Genomic DNA, 22,384 nt, shown 5'->3' with positions numbered 1-22,384 from the left:
TGTCTGAACACATGATCTGATCGCTAACATGATCATGATCTTGTTGATCATTTCCCGCTTATCCACAGAGATCATCTTGCGTAATAATAGATCTAATAAAAGATCTCTCTATAGATCTTTCTTTATATTATTAAATAACGCGTGAAGTAAAAAACTCGAAAACCGATTTTCTCTGCTTAGGAAAGAAGGTAGAATACGTCTCTTTTGTTTATCCCTATCTCAATAAATACCTGAGGTCGTTCATGCTTTATCACGAAACATTTGACGTCATTGTGGTTGGTGGCGGTCACGCAGGAACGGAAGCCGCACTCGCAGCCGCTCGTACAGGACAGCGTACGTTACTTCTGACTCATAATATCGATACTTTAGGCCAGATGTCCTGCAATCCCGCGATCGGCGGAATTGGTAAAGGCCATTTAGTCAAAGAAGTGGATGCGATGGGTGGTTTAATGGCACAAGCCATTGACCATGCAGGTATTCAATTTAGAACTTTAAATGCTTCTAAAGGTCCAGCGGTTCGTGCAACTCGAGCTCAGGCAGATCGTGCACTTTATAAAGCTTATGTTCGTCATGCATTAGAAAATACGCCGAATTTAACCCTGTTTCAGCAGGCAGCCGACGACTTGATCGTTGAACAAGATCATGTGCGTGGTGTTGTCACGCAAATGGGCCTTAAGTTTCACGCTAAATCGGTGGTATTGACGGTAGGGACTTTCCTTGGTGGCAAGATCCACATAGGATTAGAAAACTTTTCAGGCGGTCGAGCTGGGGATCCTCCTTCGATCGCTTTGGCTCATCGTTTACGTGAACTGCCATTCCGTGTCGATCGTTTAAAAACGGGTACTCCGCCACGAATTGATGCACGTAGTGTTGATTTCTCCCAGCTAGAAGCACAACACGGCGATAATCCAACGCCAGTTTTTTCATTCATGGGTAATCGTGAGCAACATCCACGTCAAATTCCTTGTTTTATTACCCACACTAATGAAAAAACCCATGATGTGATTCGTAATAACTTGGATCGTAGCCCGATGTATGCCGGAGTTATCGAAGGGATTGGTCCGCGTTATTGCCCATCCATTGAAGATAAAGTGATGCGCTTTGCAGATAAGAACAGCCACCAAATTTTTATTGAGCCTGAAGGACTAACAACAACCGAGCTTTACCCTAATGGTATCTCGACCAGTTTGCCGTTTGATGTCCAAGTACAAATTGTGCGCTCGATGCAGGGCTTCGAAAATGCGCATATTGTTCGACCTGGTTATGCGATTGAATATGACTTCTTTGACCCAAGAGATCTAAAACAGACTTACGAGACCAAGTTTATTAACGGCCTGTTCTTTGCTGGACAAATCAATGGTACCACCGGCTATGAAGAAGCGGCCGCTCAAGGCTTGATGGCAGGTTTGAATGCCAGCTTGTATAGCCAAGATAAAGAAGGTTGGAGCCCGCGCCGCGATCAAGCTTATATGGGCGTATTGATCGATGATCTTTCAACCATGGGCACCAAAGAACCTTATCGTATGTTCACTTCTCGCGCTGAATACCGTTTGTTGCTGCGCGAAGATAACGCCGATCTCCGTCTCACAGAAAAAGCTTATCAACTGGGTTTAGTTTGTGAACAACGTTGGGCTCGTTTTAATCAAAAAGTCGAGCATATGCAGCAAGAACGCCAGCGTTTAAAAGAAACCTGGATTAATCCAACGTCTACAGATGCTGAGGCGTTGAACGCATTATTGAAAACCCCTATTTCGCGAGAAGCCAATGGGGAAGATTTGTTGCGTCGTCCAGAAATGAGCTATCAACAGGTGACGTCTATCGCGACGTTTTCTCCAGCGATTGAAGATAGTGAAGCGGCGGAACAAGTTGAGATTCAAGTTAAATACGAAGGTTATATTCAGCGTCAGCGAGATGAAATAGAAAAATCATTGCGCTATGAGCATACCAAATTGCCTGCAGATTTAGATTATAAGCAAGTCAAAGGCTTATCGAATGAAGTTGTACTTAAATTAAACGCGGCGAAGCCAGAAACATTAGGGATTGCATCGCGTATCTCGGGGATAACTCCTGCCGCTATCTCGATTTTATTAGTACACCTGAAAAAGCAAGGTCTCTTGAAAAAAGGAGAGGCTGCGTAATGAACCCATTACGAAGTAAACTCGATGCATTGATTGCACAAACGGATTTGGTCGTTTCCGATCAGCAGCGTGAGCAACTGGTCGGTTACGTAGAGTTACTCAATAAGTGGAATAAAGCGTATAATCTAACTTCTGTACGCGATCCACAGGAAATGTTGGTTAAGCATATTCTCGATAGTATTGTGGTCAGCCCGTATTTACAGGGGCAACGCTTTATTGATGTAGGTACGGGGCCTGGATTGCCTGGAATTCCTTTGGCGATCATGAACCCAGATAGACAGTTTGTGTTACTCGATAGCTTAGGCAAGCGGATCCGATTTATTAAGCAAGTTTTGCATGAGCTGAGAATCGATAATGTCACCGCACTGCAAAGTCGAGTAGAAGAGTTTAAGCCAGAGCACGGTTTTGATGGCGTACTCAGTCGTGCCTTTGCTTCCATGTTAGATATGGTAGAGTGGTGTCATCACTTACCTTGTGCTAAACAGGGGATGTTTTTAGCCTTAAAGGGGCAACGTCCGCAAGAAGAGCTAAACTCTCTTCCTGAATGGTGCAGTGTGATCGACATCAAAGCTTTGAAAGTTCCGGAGTTGGAAGGTGAGCGTCATCTTGTAATCTTATCGCGCAAGGGATAATAGCGAGGCATACCGTGGGCAAAATCGTAGCGATCGCCAACCAGAAAGGTGGCGTAGGTAAAACAACAACGTGCATTAATTTAGCGGCTTCAATGGCGGCCACAAAACGTAAAGTTTTGGTGGTTGATCTTGACCCGCAAGGCAACGCAACGATGGCCAGTGGCGTGGATAAATACCAAGTCGATGCCACCGCTTATGAATTACTTGTCGAAGAAGCACCATTTGAACAAGTGGTGTGTAGAAAAACGTCGGGTTACTATGATTTGATTGCCGCGAATGGCGATGTCACCGCGGCCGAAATTAAGCTGATGGAAGTGTTTGCTCGAGAAGTACGTTTGAAAAATGCGTTGGCATTAGTTCGCGATAACTATGATTTCATCTTTATTGATTGCCCCCCTTCTTTAAACCTACTTACAATCAATGCGATGGCTGCCGCCGATTCGGTGTTGGTGCCCATGCAGTGTGAGTATTTTGCGTTAGAAGGGTTAACGGCTTTGATGGACACCATCAGTAAACTTGCCGCCGTCGTCAATGAGAATCTAAAGATCGAAGGATTATTACGAACCATGTATGATCCACGTAATCGACTCGCGAATGAAGTGTCTGATCAACTGAAAAAGCATTTTGGCAATAAAGTGTATCGCACGGTTATTCCACGTAACGTTCGGCTCGCTGAAGCCCCAAGTCATGGTAAACCAGCCATGTATTATGATAAGCATTCCGCGGGTTCTAAAGCTTACCTCGCTTTAGCGGGCGAAATGCTGCGTCGCGAAGAAATCCCTGCATAATACCGAAAAGGAACGCTCTGAGATGTCGAAACGTGGTTTAGGAAAAGGCTTAGATGCTTTACTGGCAACCAGCTCTATGGCGAGGGAAAAGCAACAAACCGCTTCACACAGCCAAGCGATGTCAACCGATGGTGAGTTAATCGAGTTATCGATTACTAGCCTGAAACCAGGCATTTATCAGCCTCGTAAGGATATGTCATCAGAAGCACTGGAAGAGCTTGCTCTTTCTATTCAGTCACAAGGCATTATTCAACCCATCGTGGTTAGGCCGCTTGAGTTTGGTGGTTTTGAGATCATCGCGGGTGAGCGCCGTTGGCGTGCCGCTAAGCAGGCGGGTTTAAAACAAGTGCCTTGCTTGATCAAGCGGGTCGATGATCGTGCCGCGATCGCGATGGCGTTGATCGAAAATATCCAGCGTGAAGATCTTAATGCGATCGAAGAAGCTCAGGCACTAGAACGATTACAAGATGAATTTAAGTTAACCCATCAGCAAGTAGCGGATGTGATCGGCAAATCGCGCACCACAGTAAGTAACTTACTGCGTTTAAATCAGTTGGATGATGCCGTTAAGCGTCTCGTTGAAAGTAAACAACTGGAAATGGGCCATGCTCGTAGCCTACTGGTTTTACCTGTAGATCAACAGCAGCCTTGTGCACAAGTAATGGTCGACAAGCAACTAACGGTACGTCAGGCTGAATCTTTAGTTAAACGTTGGTCTAGTGAGGCTCCTGCGGCTCCTGTTTCACCCGTCTTGGCTACGGAGGTTGAGCAGCAGTTATCTGCACTGGCTGAGCGATTACAAAAAAAGATGGCGGTAAAGTTACAAGTCAATGGCAAAGGACGTTTAACCATTGATTTTACAAATCAAGAACAATTGATCGAGCTATTGAAACAATTAGATACGATTGCATCATAAAAATCGGTCATAGAATATATTTTCTGCGGCTTGGCTCACCCGCTTTCAGTTGAGTTTTTACGATACCTATATATAATTTCGAAGCTTTTTTCACCGAGTTGCAATGTTTTATTAACGTACTGTAACTTGGCGAATAATACAGAAAACAGGTGCTTTTGATGTTTATAGCAACACAGAGTCAGCAAGCTAAGGCGGCATTTCGAGTTGTTCACCTTCAGCTGGTTTTTTTGTTGCTGATCGGAGGCGTGACGTATATGTACTGGGGACCCGATGAAGCGCGTTTTATCTTAAAAGGTGGAGCGATTGCCCTCATCGGTAACTATGTCTATACACTGTTTGCCTTTCTCCCAAAACCAGATGCTGACGGTACGGTTATGCTCGGGTTTATTATGATGGGGTGGGCTTTAAAGCTGGTGTTAACCGTTATCATGTTTGTGCTGATTTTTAATCTCACTGATGTGCATCATCCTGGTGCCATGATGTCAGGTTATAAACTGACCATCTTGATGTTTTGGTTTGCACCTATACTACTTACCGCAAAAAATGGGAACCACCATGGCTGATACTCCGAAGGAATATATTCAGCACCACCTCACAAGCGCTCAAGTTTGTTTGGTTGATGGCAACATCACCACAAACTACGGCTGTGCGGATGCTGGATTTTGGACGTTAAACTGGGATGCGTTATTGTTCTCAGTGGGTCTAGGCGTGCTGTTTTTGTGGTTGTTTTATCGTGTTGGGAAAAATGCAACCACGGGAGTTCCTGGTAAATGGCAATGCTTTGTTGAAATGCTCGTTGAGCAGGTTGACGGCTTAGTCAAAGGAACTTTTCATGGCAAGGATAAGTTGGTCGCACCATTAGCATTAACCATTTTCGTCTGGATTTTCTTGATGAACTTAATGGACTTAGTGCCAGTGGATTATGTCCCTACAGCAATGACATTGGCTGGTGTCGAATATTTCAAGATTCTCCCTACGGTTAACTTGAATATCACCTTGGCAATGGCTATTGGGGTCATGATATTGGTAATTGCTTATTACATCAAATACCAAGGATTTAAGGGGTTTGTTAAGGCATTTACCCTACATCCAATTAACCATTGGGCGTTGATTCCTTTCAACTTAGTTCTTGAGACGGTGTCATTTTTGGCAAAACCGGTATCCCTTTCGCTACGTCTGTACGGTAACATGTACGCGGGTGAGCTGATCTTTGTTTTGATCGCAATCACTTACGGTGCTGGTTTCGTACTCGGTGGCTTAGGCGTTGTCGCGCATGTCATTTGGGCCATCTTCCATGTACTGGTTATTACTCTGCAAGCCTTTATTTTTATGATGTTGACGATAGTTTATCTCAGCATGGCAAGTAATGACTCTCATTAAACTCTTAATTTAAACAACCCAAGAAAACTGGAGACTTTTATTATGGAAACTTATTTCGTTGTTGCTCTACTACTAGGTATGTGTGCTCTAGCGACTGCTTTTGGCTTTGCTATCCTTGGTGGTAAATTCCTTGAATCTGTTGCTCGTCAACCAGAAATGGCCCCTGTACTACAAACTAACATGTTTATTATTGCTGGTCTGCTTGATGCGGTACCTATGATTGGTGTTGGTATCTCTATGTACATGCTGTTTGCATAACTTGTCCTTTTTGTGTCACCCAAACGCACAGATGATTGGGTAAACAGAAGCAAAATAAAGGAGAGTTAGTGTGAATATCAATGCAACTCTGTTGGGCCAAACCATCGCATTTTTAATCTTTGTTTGGTTCTGCATGAAGTATGTATGGCCTCCTTTGATGAGTGCCATAGAAGAGCGTCAGAAAACGATCGCTGATGGTTTAGCTTCTGCTGAGCGTGCTGATAAAGCCCTTAATCTGGCTAAAAGCAATGCTGCAGACCAGCTTAAAATTGCTAAAAAAGAGGCGCTAGTCATTATTGAGCAAGCGAACAAACGCAAAGCTCAAATTTTAGACGAAGCTCGTCAAGAAGCAGCGCACGAGCGTGAGCATATCTTGGCTCAAGGCCAAGCAGAACTAGAAGCGCAAATTTTGCGAGCTCGTAATGAGCTACAAAAAGAAGTGTCTACTCTTGCTTTACTTGCCGCTGAGAAGATTGTTCAACGAACTGTCGATAAGGCAGCTAACCAAGACATACTTGATAGTATTTCTGCGAAGCTATAAAGGAGTGCATTTGTATGTCGGATTTGACAACGATTGCTCGTCCATACGCTAAGGCTGCATTCAGTTATGCCAGTGAACACAGTATGGTTGAACAGTGGTCAGCTATGCTCGAATTGGCAAAAACAATGTCGTTGGTGCCTGAATTATCATCGGCCGCTTTTAGCTTACAATCACAACAATTGTTGCAGGTGTACGCTGATGTTGCGGGTGAGCAGTTTGATCAACCCATGCTTAATTTTTTATTGGTGTTGATGGAAAATCGTCGCATAGCGGCGCTCGGTGATATATGTCAGCAGTTTCAAAAGTTTGCTACAGAATCTTCTGGTACTAAAGAAGTTCAAGTGGTGAGCTCTTATGAGTTAAGCGATGAACAGGTTGAAACTTTAACCAGTAACTTAGAAAAACGCTATGACTGTAAAGTAAAGCTGAATTGCCAAATTGACAGCAATCTTATTGGCGGAGCCGTTATTCGAGTAGAGGATAATATCCTTGATAACTCGTTACTGGGTCGTATTAATCGTCTGAAAGACGTGATGAAGTCTTAATTAGGGGAATTGGAGCAATGCAACTTAATTCCACGGAAATCAGCGAAATCATCAGAAAGCGAATTGAAGGTTTCAACGTTGTTTCTGATGCTCGCAATGAAGGTACTATCGTATCAGTAAGCGATGGTATCATCCGTATTCACGGCCTAGCGGACGTGATGCAAGGTGAAATGATTGAACTGCCGGGCGGCAATTTTGCTCTCGCACTTAACCTTGAACGTGATTCGGTAGGTGCTGTTGTCATGGGCCCTTACACTGATCTCAGTGAGGGTATGAAAGTGACCAGTACTGGGCGTATTCTTGAAGTCCCAGTAGGTCCAGAGCTTTTGGGTCGAGTGGTGAACACGTTAGGTGTGCCAATTGATGGTAAAGGTCCGATTGAAGCAAAATTAACTTCTCCAGTAGAAGTGATTGCCCCTGGGGTTATTGATCGTAAATCGGTCGATCAGCCTGTACAAACGGGTTATAAATCTGTTGATGCGATGATTCCTATCGGTCGTGGTCAGCGTGAGCTGATTATCGGTGACCGTCAGACGGGTAAAACCGCTTTGGCGATTGATGCGATCATTAACCAGAAAGATTCAGGTATCTATTCTATCTACGTAGCGATTGGCCAAAAAGCGTCAACCATTGCTAACGTTGTACGTAAACTGGAAGAGCATGGTGCATTGAAAAACACCATCGTTGTGGTCGCTTCTGCTTCTGAATCAGCAGCACTACAATATCTAGCGCCTTATTCTGGCTGTGCCATGGGTGAATACTTCCGTGACCGTGGTGAAGATGCGCTGATTGTTTATGATGACTTATCAAAGCAAGCGGTGGCGTATCGTCAAATCTCGCTATTGTTGCGTCGTCCACCGGGTCGTGAAGCTTTCCCTGGTGACGTTTTTTACCTCCACTCTCGTCTCTTAGAGCGTGCGGCTCGTGTGAGTGAAGTGTATGTAGAACGTTTCACTAACGGTGAAGTGAAAGGTAAAACCGGTTCTTTAACGGCATTACCGATCATTGAAACCCAAGCCGGTGACGTTTCTGCTTTCGTACCAACCAACGTAATTTCGATTACCGATGGTCAGATCTTCCTACAAACTGAGTTATTTAATGCTGGTGTTCGTCCTGCGGTCGATCCCGGTATCTCTGTATCTCGGGTAGGTGGTGCTGCACAGACAAAAATCATCAAAAAGCTCTCTGGTGGTATCCGTACTGCTCTGGCGGCTTATCGTGAACTTGCGGCATTTGCTCAGTTTGCTTCTGATCTGGATGAGGCGACGAAACGTCAGCTTAACCATGGTCAAAAAGTGACTGAATTGATGAAGCAAAAGCAGTATGCACCAATGTCAGTTTTTGATCAGGCGTTGGTTATTTTTGCTGCTGAGCGCGGTTACTTAAGCGATGTCGAATTGAATAAAGTGTTGGATTTTGAATCTGCACTTCTGTCGTATGCTCATTCTCAATATGCCGATTTAAAAACGGAAATTGACAAGACGGGTGCTTACAACGATGAAATTGAAGCTAAGTTGAAAAAGTTAGTGGAAGATTTTAAAGCAACTCAGACTTGGTAATTACAAGCCACATTGTAATTAACGGAGAGTAACGATGGCCAATACAAAAGAGATTCGCAGTAAGATTGGGAGTGTCAAAAGCACTCAAAAAATTACTAAAGCAATGGAAATGGTTGCGGCTTCTAAAATGCGTCGAACTCAAGATGCGATGGAAGGGCCTCGTCCATATTCAAAAACAATTCGTAAAGTCATTGGTCATTTAGCAAACGGTACTTTGGAGTTTACTCATCCTTACTTAGAAGAACGTGAAGCTAAACGTGTTGGGTATATCGTCGTATCCACCGATCGCGGTTTGTGTGGTGGTTTAAACATTAATATGTTTAAAAAAGCCGTTGCGCATATGAATGAATATTCTAGCCGTGGCACTGCGATTGAAATCGCGATGATTGGAAGTAAAGGTAGTTCTTATTTCCGAGGCATAGGGGCAAAAATTGTCGCTCAGAAAACCGGTATCGGTGATGAGCCACAATTAGATGATTTGATCGGTTCTATCAGCGTTATGCTGACTAAGTACAAAGAAGGTGAAATCGATCGTTTGTTCCTAGTGTACAACGAGTTTGTTAACTCGATGACTCAACAACCAAAGATGGAACAATTGTTACCTTTGCCGAAAGCGCAAGAAGATGATTCAGGTCGCAAGCATGCTTGGAGTTACATGTTTGAATCTGATCAGAACAAACTACTGAATACTTTGATGACTCGTTATATCGAAGCACAAGTATATCAATCCGTAGTGGAAAACTTAGCGTGTGAAATGTCTGCCCGAATGGTTGCGATGAGAGCAGCATCGGATAACGCAGGTAATCTGATTGATGATTTACAACTGGTGTATAACAAGGCTCGCCAAGCAGCCATCACCCAAGAATTGTCAGAGATTGTTAGCGGCGCAGCAGCGGTTTAACAAAGGTAATTAACAGACTAGAGGATTAACGATGGCTACAGGTAAGATCGTACAGATCATCGGTGCGGTAGTCGACGTAGAGTTTCCACAGAGCTCAGTGCCTAGCGTTTATGATGCACTTAACGTTCAAGACTCAAAAGAGCGTCTTGTTCTTGAGGTTCAACAACAGTTAGGCGGTGGTATCATTCGCTGTATTGTAATGGGCAGCTCAGATGGTTTACGTCGTGGAATGACAGTTGAAAATACTGGCGGTCCAATATCAGTACCAGTAGGGGTTAAAACCCTTGGTCGTATCATGAACGTACTCGGTGATGCGATTGACGAGCGCGGAGAAATTGGTGCAGAAGAGACTTACTCTATTCACCGTTTAGCGCCAAGTTATGAAGAGCAATCTAACTCGACAGAGCTACTTGAAACTGGTGTAAAAGTAATTGATTTGATTTGTCCGTTTGCTAAAGGCGGTAAAATCGGTCTCTTTGGTGGTGCTGGTGTAGGTAAGACCGTTAACATGATGGAGCTTATCAATAACATCGCACTACAACACTCAGGTCTTTCTGTATTTGCTGGGGTGGGAGAGCGTACTCGTGAGGGTAACGATTTCTACCATGAAATGCAGGAAGCGGGTGTTGTTAACATCGAAAAGCCAGAAGAATCAAAAGTAGCGATGGTTTATGGCCAGATGAACGAGCCACCAGGTAACCGTCTACGTGTTGCTTTGACTGGCTTGACCATGGCGGAGAAATTCCGTGATGAAGGTCGTGACGTATTGCTGTTTATCGATAACATTTATCGTTATACCCTGGCGGGAACAGAAGTGTCGGCACTGCTTGGTCGTATGCCTTCTGCGGTAGGTTATCAACCAACGCTTGCTGAAGAGATGGGTGTACTGCAAGAGCGTATCACGTCAACGAAGACGGGTTCTATCACTTCAGTACAAGCGGTTTATGTACCTGCGGATGACTTAACTGACCCGTCACCAGCGACGACGTTTGCTCACTTGGATGCAACGGTAGTACTTAACCGTAACATCGCGGCAATGGGTCTTTACCCTGCGATTGACCCGCTTGATTCAACGTCTCGTCAGTTGGATCCATTGGTGGTTGGCCAAGAGCATTACGATGTCGCTCGTGGTGTTCAGTCAACGCTACAGCGCTATAAAGAACTTAAAGATATCATTGCGATTTTGGGTATGGACGAGTTGTCTGAATCTGATAAGCAAGTGGTTGCTCGCGCGCGTAAGATTGAGCGTTTCTTAACTCAGCCTTATCACGTAGCGGAAGTCTTTACTGGTGACCCAGGTGTTTACGTATCGCTGAAAGAGACGTTGCGTGGCTTTAAAGGTTTATTAGCTGGCGATTATGATGACATTCCAGAGCAAGCGTTCATGTACTGCGGTACGATTGACGATGCACTTGAGAATGCCAAGAAGCTATAACGCTCAAATCTCCAAGGAGGCTTTATGACAGCATCAGTAACCTTTAACTTAGATGTAGTCAGTGCTGAAAAGCGGATTTTTTCCGGTTGGGCGCGGTCTATTCAAGTCTCGGGTGAAAGCGGAGATTTAGGCGTTTTAGCAGGACACGTCCCTTTACTGACTTACATCAGACCGGGGATGGTGCGTATTGTGACCATAAAAGGTAAAGAAGAAATTATTTATCTTTCTGGTGGCATACTCGAAGTTCAACCGAATGATGTAACGATTTTAGCAGATACTGCGATTCGTGCTGAAGAGCTTGATGAAGCAAAAGCGGCTGAAGCGAAACGCTCAGCAGAAGAGTTGCTAAATGACAATCATGGTGATGTGAACTTTGCGCAGGCATCGAGTGAACTGGCTAAAGCGATTGCTCAGTTACGAGTCATTGATCTAATAAGAAAGCGTCGCTGATCTCTTTTCAGTACGTAATCATAAAAGGCGACCTTCTGGTCGCCTTTTTGTTTAACAAATTCCCTCACATAAGAAAGAAGCTCTGGGGGAATCATTTTTGGGCAAGAGGTTACTTTGTTGATACGGTTGGCGTAAATGAAGAAATCATCAGACGGTACGTCAGACACCAAGACAAGAAAGATCAAGAATATGAGGCGCTGTTAGAGTTGAAGATGAACTAACAGCGCGAGTATGCCCCCTTTCAGGGGGCTGTAAACCAAAGCCTCCTTCTAAGAAGGCGGATTTTTACTGGTTTTTTATCAAAAACTTGCACTAGAAAATTAACACGTCTCGTGTTACCCGCTAAAATGCGAGCCATATTTTATATAACGTCATAGGTATCCGATGAAATTTAGCGCTGTGATCCTTGCTGCAGGCAAAGGCACCCGTATGCACTCCCATATTCCTAAAGTGCTGCACACTTTGGCAGGAAAGCCCATGGTCAAACATGTGATTAGCACCTGCCATAATCTTGGAGCACACAATATCCATTTGGTGTATGGGCATGGTGGAGAGCAAATGCAACACGTTCTGGCCGATGAGCCCGTTAACTGGGTTTTGCAAGCAGAGCAACTCGGCACTGGACACGCGGTGGATCAGGCGTCGGATCAGTTTAGAGACGATGAGAAAATCTTGGTTTTGTATGGTGATGTTCCATTGATCTCGGAACAAACCATAGAAAGCTTACTTGAAGCTCAACCAACAGGTGGTATTGCGCTGTTGACGGTGGTTCTCGATAACCCAACGGGCTATGGACGTATTGTCCGTAAGAACGGCCCAGTGGTGGCGATTGTTGAGCAGAAAGATGCCAGTGAAGAGCAAAAACAAATTAAAGAGATCAACACGGGTGTTATGGTTGCCACTGGTGGAGATTTAAAACGCTGGTTAAAAGGGCTTAATAAGAATAACGCTCAGGGTGAGTATTATTTAACGGATGTGATTGCCGCTGCTCATGATGAAGGGCGGGCGGTTGAAGCGGTACATCCAGTCAGTTCAATTGAAGTGGAAGGTGTCAATGATCGCATTCAACTTGCTCGTTTAGAGCGTGCTTTCCAAGCTCGCCAAGCTAATAAGTTGCTTGAGCAAGGCGTGATGTTGCGCGATCCTGCACGATTTGATCTGCGCGGTGAGTTGCAATGTGGGGTTGATGTCGAAATTGACGTTAATGTCGTGATCGAAGGTCAGGTATCGATAGGCAATAACGTTGTGATTGGTGCCGGTTCAATCCTTATTGATTGTGAGATTGATGATAATACAGTAATTCGTCCCTATAGCATTATTGAAGGTGCAACGGTCGGTGAAGATTGTACCGTCGGTCCATTCAGCCGTTTACGCCCCGGCGCTGAACTGCGTGATGATGCCCATGTCGGTAACTTTGTCGAGATGAAAAATGCTCGCTTGGGTGAAGGCTCAAAGGCCAATCATCTTACTTACCTAGGGGATGCCGAGGTTGGGCAGCGGGTTAATATTGGGGCAGGGGTAATTACTTGTAATTACGATGGGGCTAATAAACATAAAACGATTATTGGCAATGACGTATTTATCGGTTCAGATAGCCAATTGATTGCACCGGTTACGATAGCGGATGGAGCAACGATTGGTGCGGGAACCACGCTGACTAAGCCTGTGGCCGCTGGTGAGTTAGTGATTACTCGCGCTAAAGAAAAGAAAATTTCTGGGTGGTCACGGCCTGTGAAAAAATAAACCGTGTTCTAAACACCATCGCCCGCATTATGCGGGCGATGGTGTTTTTGCACTTCGTTTACGTCGCTATTTATCGCGCACAACGCGAGAGTTATCCGGCGTGGTAAACTGTTGGCTTAAGTGTCGGTTAGCAATGATGTATCCGACCCAAAGACCAAACATACAAATAATAATTGCGACGCCAGTAACCACTTGAGCTTGACTTGCTAATGTAGCGACTAAAGCGCTGGCTAAACTTGCGGCACAAATTTGCAGGCTATTTTGCATACCCGCGGCAGTAGCTGGGCTATGTTTTGCGCTCGATAGTGCACGATTAACTACTATTGGGTAAAGTGCACCATTCGCTACAGCGATCAAACAGAAAGGCGCTAAGATTGGCCAAATAGAGGTGAGTGTCCACTGCGATGCAACAAATATCAGTACCGATGATAAGGTAAATAGGGCGAGTAGTTGCTTAAGGACTTTCTCATCCCCATATTTGTTGACGGATTTTTTACCAATATAACCCCCAACCATGAACGCGATAGTTTGTGGGATAAAGCTCATCCCAATGTCTTTGGCTTCATAACCTAGCTGTGCCATGATTTCTGGCATTCCGGTTAGATAGGCAAAAAAAGCCGCAGAAGCACAAGCAAACATCATCACATTACCGATATAAGCCCGACTTTGGAAAAGATATTTGATATCTTCGGCAATCGATGTTGTTTTCGGATCACCTTTGACGTTGTCTTGTAAACCCGTACAGATGACCAGAGCAATCCCCATCAGAGTGAGCGTAAAGAAAATACTATGCCAGCCGAAGGTATTGGCGAGCAGCACTCCCAATTGTGGTGCTAGCGCAGGGGATAATGCGACTAGTGGCATTATCGTTGCAAAAAGTTGTTGGCTAACTTGACTCGGGTAACGCTTAATCACCATCGCTTGCCAAATAACCGCTGGTGCACAAACCCCAATCGCTTGGACAAAACGTAAACTCAGCAATTGCCATACTTCTTCGCTATAAGCTAAGCCGCAAGAAGCAATGGTAAAAATCACCAGTCCGACAATTAAGGTATTACGATGTCCAAACTTATCGGAGGCTAAGCCCCATAAAAGTTGACCGATCGCCATCCCCATTAAAAATACCGTCAAAGACAGCGCGATCTGCTCTGGACCTGTCGCAAAATCATGTTCCATGATTTTAAAGGCAGGTAAATACATATCGGTAGCAATAAAGCCGAGCATCGATAGCGCTGATAAGTAAAACAGTTGTAAAGGTGAGACTTTCATTTTTATTCCTATCAAAAAAATTAATTCATTTTTTCTTGTTGTTTGCTATTGATAGCTATGTTCTCTATGGTTATTTATTGTATTGATTATTTTGTATTAAATAAAACGCGAAATTTATTGGTTATCGTTCAAAAAAATTGATTGGTGGGTTGGCTATGTTCTCTAAATCATCTCTGGAAATGCTTGATACCGTTGCCAGATTAGGCAGTTTTACTGCGGCAGCAGAGGTCTTGCATAAAGTTCCCTCGGCGATCAGCTATGGGGTTCGTCAAGTCGAAACGGAGTTGGGGGTGATTTTATTTCGTCGTTTACCGCGAAAAGTGGAATTAACCAGTGCTGGTGAGCTTTTTATGGTCGAAGCTCGCCATTTGTTGCGGCAAATGGAAGAGATTAAATCTCAAACCAGAAGAGCAGCACACGGATGGCAAAAAACCCTTAAATTGACGCTAGATAATGTCGTCAAGCTTGATTGCATCAAACCTATGGTTGAGAACTTTTATCAAACGTTTGAATTTGCCGAGCTACAAATCAATATGGAAGTGTTTAATGGATCGTGGGAGGCGATTTCTCAAGGCCGGGCAGATATTGTGATTGGGGCGACCTCCGCAATACCTGTTGGTGGGGATTTTGAAGTGCGCGATATGGGATTATTAGATTGGGTGTTCGTGCTATCCCCAGATCATCCTTGTGCAGATGTCGATATGTTAACTGAAGAACTGGTGAGCCAATATCCTGCGATTTGTTTGGATGATACTTCCAGTCTATTACCTAAGCGTCATACAGGGCATTATCCAAAGCAGCGACGTCTTTTACTACCCAATTGGTATAGTGCGAAGGAGTGTTTAAAAAAAGGATTAGGGGTAGGTTTTATGCCCAGTCATATGGCTCAACCTTTGCTGTCTTCTGGTCAGTTAATTGCTAAAGATCTCCCTGATAATAAGCCATTAAGTCAATGTTGCTTAGTGTGGCGTAAAGATGAGAACCATCAATTAATTGAATGGATGGTAGATTATTTAGGTGATAGTGAGCAGTTACATCGCGATTGGTTAAAAACTGACGCTTAAAAAAGAAGAGCCAGTGATTAAACTGGCTCTTCAAACATAAATCAACGTGTTATGGACGTTCAAAAATCGTTGCTATACCTTGACCTAGGCCAATACACATCGTAGCCAGACCATATTTAGCATCTTTCTCTTCCATGAGGTTGATCAATGTCGTCGAAATACGGGTTCCTGAACAGCCTAAAGGATGGCCTAAAGCAATCGCACCACCGTTTAAGTTGACTTTCTCATCGACTAAATCCATCAAACCAAGATCTTTCGCACAAGGCAGAGATTGGGCGGCAAAGGCTTCATTTAACTCGACGAGATCGATATCAGCCATTGTTAGTCCAGCGCGTTGCAGCGCTTTTTTGGTCGCGGGTACTGGTCCATAACCCATAATCGATGGGTCGCAACCGGCAATCGCCATTGATTTGACTTTAGCGCGAATGGTCAGTCCTAAGGCTTTAGCTTTGGCTTCACTCATGATCAGCATAGCCGATGCGCCATCAGAAAGAGCAGATGAAGAGCCAGCAGTCACAGTTCCATTGGCGGGATCAAAAACTGGACGCAGTTCTGCTAAACCTTCAACCGTCGTTTCTGGGCGGATGACTTCATCATAATCTAGCGTAAATAAGGTTCCATCTGCGCTATGACCTTCGGTTGGTAAAATCTCATTTTTAAAACGGCCTTCGACGGTTGCGGCTTGAGCGCGTTGATGAGAACGAGCCGCGAAAGCATCTTGTTGCTCACGGCTTATGCCATGCAGCTTGCCAAGCATTTCTGCGGTTAAGCCCATCATACCGGCGGCTTTGGCTACGTTCTTTGATAAACCAGGGTGGAAGTCAACACCATGATTCATCGGTACATGACCCATATGCTCAACACCACCAACCAAACAGATCTCCGCATCACCAACCATAATTGCTCGTGCTGCGTCGTGTAAAGCTTGCATCGATGAACCGCATAAACGGTTGACGGTAACCGCGCCAATATCTATCGGTAGGCCAGCAAGTAAGGCGGCATTACGAGCGACATTAAACCCTTGTTCTAAGGTTTGTTGTACACAGCCCCAATAAATGTCTTCGATCTCTTGCGGATTGACTTGTGGGTTACGAGCCAATATTCCCTTCATCAGATGAGCCGAGAGATCTTCAGCGCGCTGGTGGCGAAATGCTCCGCCTTTCGAACGTCCCATTGGCGTACGAAGGCAATCAACAATCACTACAGTATTCATTTTGTTATTCCTTTTCCAAATCACTGTTTATAAAGAAGCCGGAGCAGGGATGGGGTAAAAGCGCTGCCCTTTTTCTGCCATATCCAGTAACAGTTGTGGTAGGTGATACATCGCGCCTAAATGCTGATGCTGTCTGGCCATCGCAATGTATTGCTCTAAACCGATGGTATCGAGGTAGCGGAAAACCCCACCACGGAATGGAGGGAATCCTAAACCGTAGACCAAGGCCATATCGGCTTCTTGAGGAGAAGCAATAATTCCCTCTTCTAGACATAGCACGACTTCGTTGATCATCGGAATCATCATGCGTTCAATGATCGTTTGAGCTTCAAAAGGCTGTGGGTTGGCACAGACGTCAGCAAGAAGAGGTAAAATTTCATCCGAGAAGTTTTTCTTCGGTTTGCCTTTTTTATCTATCGAGTAGCTATAGAAGCCATGACCATTTTTTTGGCCATATTTATTGGCTTCATAAAGAACATCGATCGCATCACGGCCTTGTTTACCCATTCGTTCAGGAAAACCTTCTGCCATGACCGCTTGTGCGTGATGGGCGGTATCAAGACCAACCACGTCGAGTAAATACGCGGGTCCCATTGGCCAGCCAAACTGACGTTCCATAACTTTATCGATTTGGGTGAAATCAGCACCATCACGTAATAGCAAGCTGAAACCACCGAAGTAAGGGAACAGAACACGGTTAACGAAAAAGCCCGGACAATCATTAACGACAATTGGCGATTTACCCATTTTGGCCGCATAAGCGACAACGCGATTAATGGTATCGTCAGAGGTTTTCTCGCCACGAATGATCTCAACTAATGGCATACGATGCACAGGATTAAAAAAGTGCATACCACAGAAGTTTTCTGGGCGTTTCAGTGATTTGGCGAGCAAATTAATCGGAATAGTTGACGTATTGGACGTAATGATCGTGTTATCCGAAACTTGGCTTTCAACTTCACTCAATACCGCTGCTTTAACTTTAGGATTTTCGACTACTGCTTCAACAATCACATCGGCCTGTTCTATACCCGCATAATGTAAGCTTGGGGTGATGGAAGCAAGAATGCCCGCCATTTTAAAGCCATCAATTTTACCGCGTTCTAGTTGCTTATTGAGTAGTTTAGAAGCCTCGGTCATGCCTAGGTCGAGTGAAGGCTGAGCGATATCTTTCATCAAGACTGGCACACCTTTACTGGCAGATTGGTAAGCGATACCGCCTCCCATAATGCCGGCACCCAATACAGCTGCACGTTGGGTGTCTTGGCTGGCTGATTTAGCCGATTGTTTCGCTAATCCTTTAATGTGTTGATCATTTAAAAAGAGCCCCACTAACGCTTGAGCTTCGGTTGATTTCGCCAATTTGATGAAGTGCTGACGTTCAATATCCAGTGCTTCATCGCGTGAGCTACGCGCGGCTTGTTCAATAGTAACTACTGCGGTCATTGGCGCGGGATAATGTTTACCAGCGACTTGAGCAACAACACCTTTTGCCATGGTAAAGCTCATCATGCTTTCCATTTTGCTTAAGGTTAACGGTGACGTTTTTTGTTGGCGTCGTCCTACCCAGTCAATTTTCTCATTAATCGCTTGAGTGATGGTATTGAGTGCGGATTCAAGTAGCTTATCGCTGTCGACAATCGCATCAAGTAAGCCTAACTTAAGCGCTTCCTCAGCTCGGCAGGCTTTACCTTGAGTGATGATTTCCATTGCGCTGTCAGCGCCAATCAAACGTGGTAGGCGAACGGTTCCACCAAATCCAGGCATGATCCCGAGCTTGGTTTCTGGTAGTCCAATGCTGGTTGTCTTATCGCCGATTCTAAAGTCAGTAGCAAGTACACACTCACAGCCACCACCTAAAGTGAAACCTGTTAAGGCAGATAAGGTTGGGACTGGTAGGTCTTCTAATTTGTTAAAGATAGTGTTAGCAAACACTAACCACTGATCAAGCTCAGCATCAGGCATCGCAAATAAACCTAAAAACTCAGTAATATCAGCACCGACGATAAAAGCAGGTTTATTTGAAGTCAGGATCAGTCCTTTTAATCCAGAGTGCTGGTGTAAAGCATCTAGAGCTTCATTAAGTGCGGTAAGGGTTGCTAGATCAAGTTTATTGACGGATTCAGGAGAGCAAAAGTTCAGCTCTGCGATACCATCTTGCAATTCCTTTACCTGTAGGGTTTTGGCTTGGTAAATCATTGTCTATCTCCGTGACATACAATCCGGCGATTGCGTGTGAGAGTGTTGTGGTATTAATGTTCTGGTTTGACCAGTTTTTTCAGTTTGAACGGGAGATAGATTAATTTCAATACATTTTTTAAACAAGTGTTTAACATTGTGCGCTTGTTACCAATCCGAGCCGACTTTTGTTACGTTCGTGATACACTAAGTCACCTTTTTACGATCGACTATTGAGTTATGAACGTTCAGTCTTATCCTATTCCAGCAGAGGCCTGCTTGTTTGAGGAAGAGATAAAAAAAAGCCGCTTTCTTACTTATCTTACTCATACCTCTGGAGTTGAAGAAGCTAAGGCATTTATTGCTTCTATTAAGCAACAGCATCCCGATGCGCGACATCATTGCTCAGCATTTATCGCAGGACGGCCTGAAAACTCAACGTTATGGGGCTTTAGTGATGATGGTGAACCTTCTGGTACGGCGGGTAAGCCGATGCTTGCACAATTATCAGGTTCTGGAATTGGAGAAATTACCGCTGTCGTCACACGTTATTATGGTGGTATTTTGCTTGGTACAGGAGGGTTAGTAAAAGCCTACGGTGGCGGGGTACAGCAAGCGCTTAAGCAGCTTCAAATAAATGAGAAAAAAATCACCACAAAAGTATTGCTAACGTTAGACTACAGTTTTATTGCCTTAGCTCAATCGATCATGAATGAGTATGAAGCCAAACAGGTTGAAGCTCAGTACCATGATAATGTTCAGATTATCATGGAGTTACCTTGGGGTAATCTGAATGATTTTACACAAAATATTATTAACAAGAGTGGTGCTAAAATTCTTGTTACTCACATAGAACATACTTAGGAAGTCAGAAGCAGAGCTTCGTCATTTTTTATGCAATTTCGTTCAATTATTCGAATCGTCGGGCTATTGCTCGCTTTGTTTAGTGTGTCTATGTTGATACCGGCTTCTGTTGCCTTAATCTATGGTGATGGTGCCGGGGTGCCTTTTGTCTCTACTTTTTTCGTGCTTTTTATTTTAGGGAGCTTGCTATGGCTGCCTAATCGCCACCATCGCCATGAGTTAAAAGCACGAGATGGATTTTTGATTGTTGTTTTATTCTGGACCGTTATTGGTAGTGCTGGAGCACTGCCGTTTTTATTAGCGGACAACCCAAATGTGTCTGTAACCGATGCCTTTTTTGAATCGTTCTCTGCCTTAACGACCACGGGAGCAACGGTGATTGTTGGCCTTGACGATTTGCCTAAAGCGATTCTTTTTTATCGTCAGTTTTTACAATGGTTTGGTGGAATGGGGATCATCGTTCTCGCTGTGGCTATCTTACCAGTGTTGGGGATTGGGGGAATGCAGCTCTATCGTGCAGAAATTCCTGGCCCAGTTAAAGACAATAAAGTTACCCCCCGAATAGCTGAAACGGCGAAAGCCTTATGGTATATCTATTTAAGCCTAACTATTGCTTGCGCGGCAGCGTATTGGTTTGCTGGTATGACGCTGTTTGATGCAATATGTCATAGCTTCTCAACCATTGCGATTGGTGGTTTTTCAACCCATGATGCGAGTATCGGATACTTTGACAGTTATGCGATTAATCTGATCACCGTAATTTTCTTACTCATTTCTGCTTGTAACTTTACTCTTCACTATGCCGCCTTTGCTACAGGAGGCGTTCATCCTAAATATTATTGGGCTGATAGGGAGTTTCGAGCTTTTATCCTGATCCAAGTGATTTTATTTATCATCTGTTTTCTGGTCATTCTTAAGCATCATAGTTATGACTCGCTATACCATGCTTTTGATCAAACGCTGTTTCAAACGGTTTCTATATCCACTACCGCTGGCTTTACGACGACGGGTTTTTCTGAGTGGCCGCTCTTTTTACCGGTTTTATTATTATTTTCTTCTTTTATCGGTGGCTGCGCTGGTTCGACAGGCGGCGGGATGAAAGTGATCCGAGTGTTCTTATTAACATTACAAGGTGCACGTGAAATGAAGCGTTTGGTGCACCCAAGGGCTATTTATCCGATCAAGTTAGGTGATAGCGCTCTACCACAACGGGTTGTTGATGCCGTTTGGGGTTTTTTTTCTGCGTACGCTTTAGTATTTGTGGTCTGTATGTTGGCGTTAATCTTTACTGGAATCGATGAATTAACCGCCTTTTCTGCGGTAGCCGCGACGTTAAATAATCTTGGTCCAGGACTTGGCGAGGTTGCGTCTCATTTTGCGGATATTAACGATGCGGCTAAATGGATTCTGATCGTATCTATGCTATTTGGTCGACTAGAGATATTCACATTACTTATTTTACTCACGCCTACTTTTTGGCGTAGCTAAGGGGATTTCGTGAAAATATTGATGTTATATTCGTCCCGTGAAGGACAAACTAAGAAAATCATCCAGTTTATCGCTAATAAGCTTGTTGGTAGCCAATGTGAGATTCAGGACTTACAAGACTACACTGCAGAAGACTTATCAACTTACGATAAAGTTCTTATTGGCGCATCCATTCGTTATGGTCGATTGAATCCTCAGCTTTATTCATTCATAGCAGCGAACCAGAGTTATTTACAGCAAAACAAGTGCGCTTTTTTTTGCGTTAATCTTACGGCTCGCAAAGAACAACAAGGTAAAGATACTCCTGAAGGGAGTGTTTATATTCAAACCTTCTTAAAAAAATCGCCTTGGAAGCCGAGTTTGATCGGTGTTTTTGCTGGTGCTTTATATTATCCGCGTTATGGTCTGTTCGATAAGATGATGATTCGCTTTATTATGAGTTTAACTGGTGGAGAAACGGATACTACGAAAGAGGTGGAGTACACAAATTGGCAAAAGGTGACTAATTTCGCTAATCAGTTTAATCAGATGTAACGAAATATGGTTGGTTTTGTTCTGTTTGCTTTGTTTTTGTACGCTTGTTTATTGATTGGCAAAAAAGTTCAAAAAAGTGCTTGCCAATGTGATGTTGATCTCTATAATTCCGCCTCGCTGACAAGGTAAAGCTTAAATTATTAAGCCAGTCAGTAAGTTGTTTTAAAAAGGTTTTTACCTTGAAAAGATAAATGAAAAAAAGTGTTTGACACGAAAGTTTATCTCGCTAAAATAGCTGCCTCTTCCGAGTTGACTAAGTTAACTATGAAGCGTTCTTTAACAATTTAAACCAATCAATCTGTGTGGGCACTCGTTGATGATAATCAAAATGCTTAGCAATAAGCACTTCGGTTTCAATGAACTGAGTGACCAAATTGATAGCGCTTTTAGCACTATCGGCACAGTCAATTCATTATCGTTCTGTTGGAGCGATAATAGCTTTGAATTACGCTTCTATTTATAGGAGCTAGGTAATTTAGAGTCAGTAT

The 22,384-nt window shown here is 44.0% G+C and carries 21 protein-coding genes and 1 pseudogene; 19 read left to right on the top strand and 3 right to left on the bottom strand.

What is annotated here, in order from left to right; genetic code table 11:
- Positions 1-242: 242 nt before the first annotated feature.
- From mnmG to glmU, 15 genes and pseudogenes are all read left to right on the top strand, one after another.
- A complete protein-coding gene (gene mnmG / locus FKQ60_RS14175; protein WP_154169701.1) occupies positions 243-2,138 on the top strand; it encodes a tRNA uridine-5-carboxymethylaminomethyl(34) synthesis enzyme MnmG in 1,896 nt (631 codons plus the stop codon).
- Positions 2,138-2,770, top strand: a complete 633-nt coding sequence (gene rsmG / locus FKQ60_RS14170; RefSeq protein ID WP_170905034.1) for a 16S rRNA (guanine(527)-N(7))-methyltransferase RsmG — start codon at positions 2,138-2,140, stop codon at positions 2,768-2,770. Before mnmG ends, rsmG begins: the two co-directional genes overlap by 1 nt.
- Before the next feature lie 14 nt (positions 2,771-2,784).
- Entirely contained in the window at positions 2,785-3,558 is a 774-nt protein-coding gene (locus FKQ60_RS14165) for a ParA family protein (RefSeq protein ID WP_004397540.1), read from the top strand.
- Positions 3,559-3,580: 22 nt separating this feature from the next.
- On the top strand, positions 3,581-4,474 hold the full coding sequence (locus tag FKQ60_RS14160; RefSeq protein WP_158137551.1) for a ParB/RepB/Spo0J family partition protein: 894 nt from the start codon (positions 3,581-3,583) through the stop codon (positions 4,472-4,474).
- A gap of 158 nt (positions 4,475-4,632) precedes the next feature.
- Positions 4,633-5,037, top strand: a complete 405-nt coding sequence (locus FKQ60_RS14155; protein WP_072670267.1) for an ATP synthase subunit I — start codon at positions 4,633-4,635, stop codon at positions 5,035-5,037.
- On the top strand, positions 5,030-5,854 hold the full coding sequence (gene atpB, locus FKQ60_RS14150; RefSeq protein ID WP_004397537.1) for a F0F1 ATP synthase subunit A: 825 nt from the start codon (positions 5,030-5,032) through the stop codon (positions 5,852-5,854). Before FKQ60_RS14155 ends, atpB begins: the two co-directional genes overlap by 8 nt.
- A gap of 42 nt (positions 5,855-5,896) precedes the next feature.
- On the top strand, positions 5,897-6,112 hold the full coding sequence (gene atpE / locus FKQ60_RS14145; protein ID WP_004397536.1) for a F0F1 ATP synthase subunit C: 216 nt from the start codon (positions 5,897-5,899) through the stop codon (positions 6,110-6,112).
- Positions 6,113-6,182: 70 nt separating this feature from the next.
- Positions 6,183-6,653 (top strand): F0F1 ATP synthase subunit B, encoded by a 471-nt coding sequence (gene atpF, locus FKQ60_RS14140; RefSeq protein ID WP_004397535.1) that lies wholly within the window; start codon positions 6,183-6,185, stop codon positions 6,651-6,653.
- A 14-nt stretch (positions 6,654-6,667) separates the two neighbouring features.
- On the top strand, positions 6,668-7,198 hold the full coding sequence (locus FKQ60_RS14135) for a F0F1 ATP synthase subunit delta (RefSeq protein ID WP_154169707.1): 531 nt from the start codon (positions 6,668-6,670) through the stop codon (positions 7,196-7,198).
- 17 nt (positions 7,199-7,215) lie between these two features.
- Positions 7,216-8,757, top strand: coding sequence for a F0F1 ATP synthase subunit alpha (gene atpA, locus FKQ60_RS14130; protein WP_154169709.1), 1,542 nt, complete (start codon positions 7,216-7,218; stop codon positions 8,755-8,757).
- A gap of 34 nt (positions 8,758-8,791) precedes the next feature.
- Positions 8,792-9,658, top strand: a complete 867-nt coding sequence (gene atpG, locus FKQ60_RS14125; protein ID WP_154169711.1) for a F0F1 ATP synthase subunit gamma — start codon at positions 8,792-8,794, stop codon at positions 9,656-9,658.
- A gap of 31 nt (positions 9,659-9,689) precedes the next feature.
- Positions 9,690-11,093, top strand: coding sequence for a F0F1 ATP synthase subunit beta (gene atpD / locus FKQ60_RS14120; RefSeq protein WP_154169713.1), 1,404 nt, complete (start codon positions 9,690-9,692; stop codon positions 11,091-11,093).
- A gap of 24 nt (positions 11,094-11,117) precedes the next feature.
- The gene (locus FKQ60_RS14115) at positions 11,118-11,543 is read left to right on the top strand and encodes a F0F1 ATP synthase subunit epsilon (protein ID WP_040905769.1); all 426 of its coding nucleotides are present in this window, start codon (positions 11,118-11,120) and stop codon (positions 11,541-11,543) included.
- A gap of 47 nt (positions 11,544-11,590) precedes the next feature.
- A pseudogene (locus FKQ60_RS14110) lies at positions 11,591-11,764 on the top strand (transposase); the annotation flags it as partial.
- Positions 11,765-11,927: 163 nt separating this feature from the next.
- On the top strand, positions 11,928-13,286 hold the full coding sequence (gene glmU, locus FKQ60_RS14105; protein ID WP_170906667.1) for a bifunctional UDP-N-acetylglucosamine diphosphorylase/glucosamine-1-phosphate N-acetyltransferase GlmU: 1,359 nt from the start codon (positions 11,928-11,930) through the stop codon (positions 13,284-13,286).
- A 66-nt stretch (positions 13,287-13,352) separates the two neighbouring features.
- On the opposite strand, the gene punC is transcribed toward glmU, so the two are convergent.
- Positions 13,353-14,555 carry a purine nucleoside transporter PunC gene (punC, locus tag FKQ60_RS14100; RefSeq protein WP_004397528.1) on the bottom strand — a complete coding sequence of 401 codons (1,203 nt, stop codon included), beginning with the start codon at positions 14,553-14,555 and terminating at the stop codon, positions 13,353-13,355.
- Between the two features lie 155 nt (positions 14,556-14,710).
- Between punC and punR the strand changes: the two genes are divergently transcribed.
- Positions 14,711-15,619, top strand: a complete 909-nt coding sequence (gene punR, locus FKQ60_RS14095) for a DNA-binding transcriptional activator PunR (RefSeq protein ID WP_154169719.1) — start codon at positions 14,711-14,713, stop codon at positions 15,617-15,619.
- 49 nt (positions 15,620-15,668) lie between these two features.
- Here punR and fadA read toward each other — a convergent pair whose 3' ends face one another.
- Both fadA and fadB read right to left on the bottom strand, forming a co-directional pair.
- Complete coding sequence (fadA, locus tag FKQ60_RS14090) at positions 15,669-16,832, bottom strand: acetyl-CoA C-acyltransferase FadA (RefSeq protein ID WP_154169721.1); 1,164 nt, start codon at positions 16,830-16,832, stop codon at positions 15,669-15,671.
- Positions 16,833-16,859: 27 nt separating this feature from the next.
- Positions 16,860-19,031, bottom strand: a complete 2,172-nt coding sequence (gene fadB / locus FKQ60_RS14085; protein ID WP_154169723.1) for a fatty acid oxidation complex subunit alpha FadB — start codon at positions 19,029-19,031, stop codon at positions 16,860-16,862.
- A 219-nt stretch (positions 19,032-19,250) separates the two neighbouring features.
- Here fadB and FKQ60_RS14080 point away from each other — a divergent pair, with 219 nt between their 5' ends.
- Genes FKQ60_RS14080 through hemG form a run of 3 tightly spaced genes read left to right on the top strand, consistent with a single transcriptional unit; the run spans position 19,251 to position 21,896 of the window.
- Positions 19,251-19,874: a YigZ family protein gene (locus FKQ60_RS14080; protein ID WP_004397524.1), complete on the top strand. Its 624-nt coding sequence runs from the start codon at positions 19,251-19,253 to the stop codon at positions 19,872-19,874.
- A gap of 30 nt (positions 19,875-19,904) precedes the next feature.
- A complete protein-coding gene (locus FKQ60_RS14075; protein WP_004397523.1) occupies positions 19,905-21,362 on the top strand; it encodes a TrkH family potassium uptake protein in 1,458 nt (485 codons plus the stop codon).
- Between the two features lie 21 nt (positions 21,363-21,383).
- On the top strand, positions 21,384-21,896 hold the full coding sequence (gene hemG, locus FKQ60_RS14070; RefSeq protein WP_004397522.1) for a menaquinone-dependent protoporphyrinogen IX dehydrogenase: 513 nt from the start codon (positions 21,384-21,386) through the stop codon (positions 21,894-21,896).
- Positions 21,897-22,384: the final 488 nt, after the last annotated feature.

The organism is Vibrio sp. A11 (assembly GCF_013048705.1).
Classification (GTDB): Bacteria; Pseudomonadota; Gammaproteobacteria; order Enterobacterales; family Vibrionaceae; genus Vibrio; species Vibrio metschnikovii.
This window is presented reverse-complemented; position numbering and strand designations above follow the sequence as displayed.

Excerpts from the sequence above, each read along its gene's own strand:
- mnmG (WP_154169701.1), top strand. The coding sequence starts at position 243 with ATGCTTTATCACGAAACATTTGACGTCATTGTGGTTGGTGGCGGTCAC.
- rsmG (WP_170905034.1), top strand. The coding sequence starts at position 2,138 with ATGAACCCATTACGAAGTAAACTCGATGCATTGATTGCACAAACGGAT.
- FKQ60_RS14160 (WP_158137551.1), top strand. The coding sequence starts at position 3,581 with ATGTCGAAACGTGGTTTAGGAAAAGGCTTAGATGCTTTACTGGCAACC.
- FKQ60_RS14155 (WP_072670267.1), top strand. The coding sequence starts at position 4,633 with ATGTTTATAGCAACACAGAGTCAGCAAGCTAAGGCGGCATTTCGAGTT.
- atpB (WP_004397537.1), top strand. The coding sequence starts at position 5,030 with ATGGCTGATACTCCGAAGGAATATATTCAGCACCACCTCACAAGCGCT.
- atpE (WP_004397536.1), top strand. The coding sequence starts at position 5,897 with ATGGAAACTTATTTCGTTGTTGCTCTACTACTAGGTATGTGTGCTCTA.
- FKQ60_RS14135 (WP_154169707.1), top strand. The coding sequence starts at position 6,668 with ATGTCGGATTTGACAACGATTGCTCGTCCATACGCTAAGGCTGCATTC.
- atpA (WP_154169709.1), top strand. The coding sequence starts at position 7,216 with ATGCAACTTAATTCCACGGAAATCAGCGAAATCATCAGAAAGCGAATT.
- atpG (WP_154169711.1), top strand. The coding sequence starts at position 8,792 with ATGGCCAATACAAAAGAGATTCGCAGTAAGATTGGGAGTGTCAAAAGC.
- atpD (WP_154169713.1), top strand. The coding sequence starts at position 9,690 with ATGGCTACAGGTAAGATCGTACAGATCATCGGTGCGGTAGTCGACGTA.
- FKQ60_RS14115 (WP_040905769.1), top strand. The coding sequence starts at position 11,118 with ATGACAGCATCAGTAACCTTTAACTTAGATGTAGTCAGTGCTGAAAAG.
- glmU (WP_170906667.1), top strand. The coding sequence starts at position 11,928 with ATGAAATTTAGCGCTGTGATCCTTGCTGCAGGCAAAGGCACCCGTATG.
- punC (WP_004397528.1), bottom strand. The coding sequence starts at position 14,555 with ATGAAAGTCTCACCTTTACAACTGTTTTACTTATCAGCGCTATCGATG.
- punR (WP_154169719.1), top strand. The coding sequence starts at position 14,711 with ATGTTCTCTAAATCATCTCTGGAAATGCTTGATACCGTTGCCAGATTA.
- fadA (WP_154169721.1), bottom strand. The coding sequence starts at position 16,832 with ATGAATACTGTAGTGATTGTTGATTGCCTTCGTACGCCAATGGGACGT.
- fadB (WP_154169723.1), bottom strand. The coding sequence starts at position 19,031 with ATGATTTACCAAGCCAAAACCCTACAGGTAAAGGAATTGCAAGATGGT.
- FKQ60_RS14080 (WP_004397524.1), top strand. The coding sequence starts at position 19,251 with ATGAACGTTCAGTCTTATCCTATTCCAGCAGAGGCCTGCTTGTTTGAG.
- FKQ60_RS14075 (WP_004397523.1), top strand. The coding sequence starts at position 19,905 with ATGCAATTTCGTTCAATTATTCGAATCGTCGGGCTATTGCTCGCTTTG.
- hemG (WP_004397522.1), top strand. The coding sequence starts at position 21,384 with ATGTTATATTCGTCCCGTGAAGGACAAACTAAGAAAATCATCCAGTTT.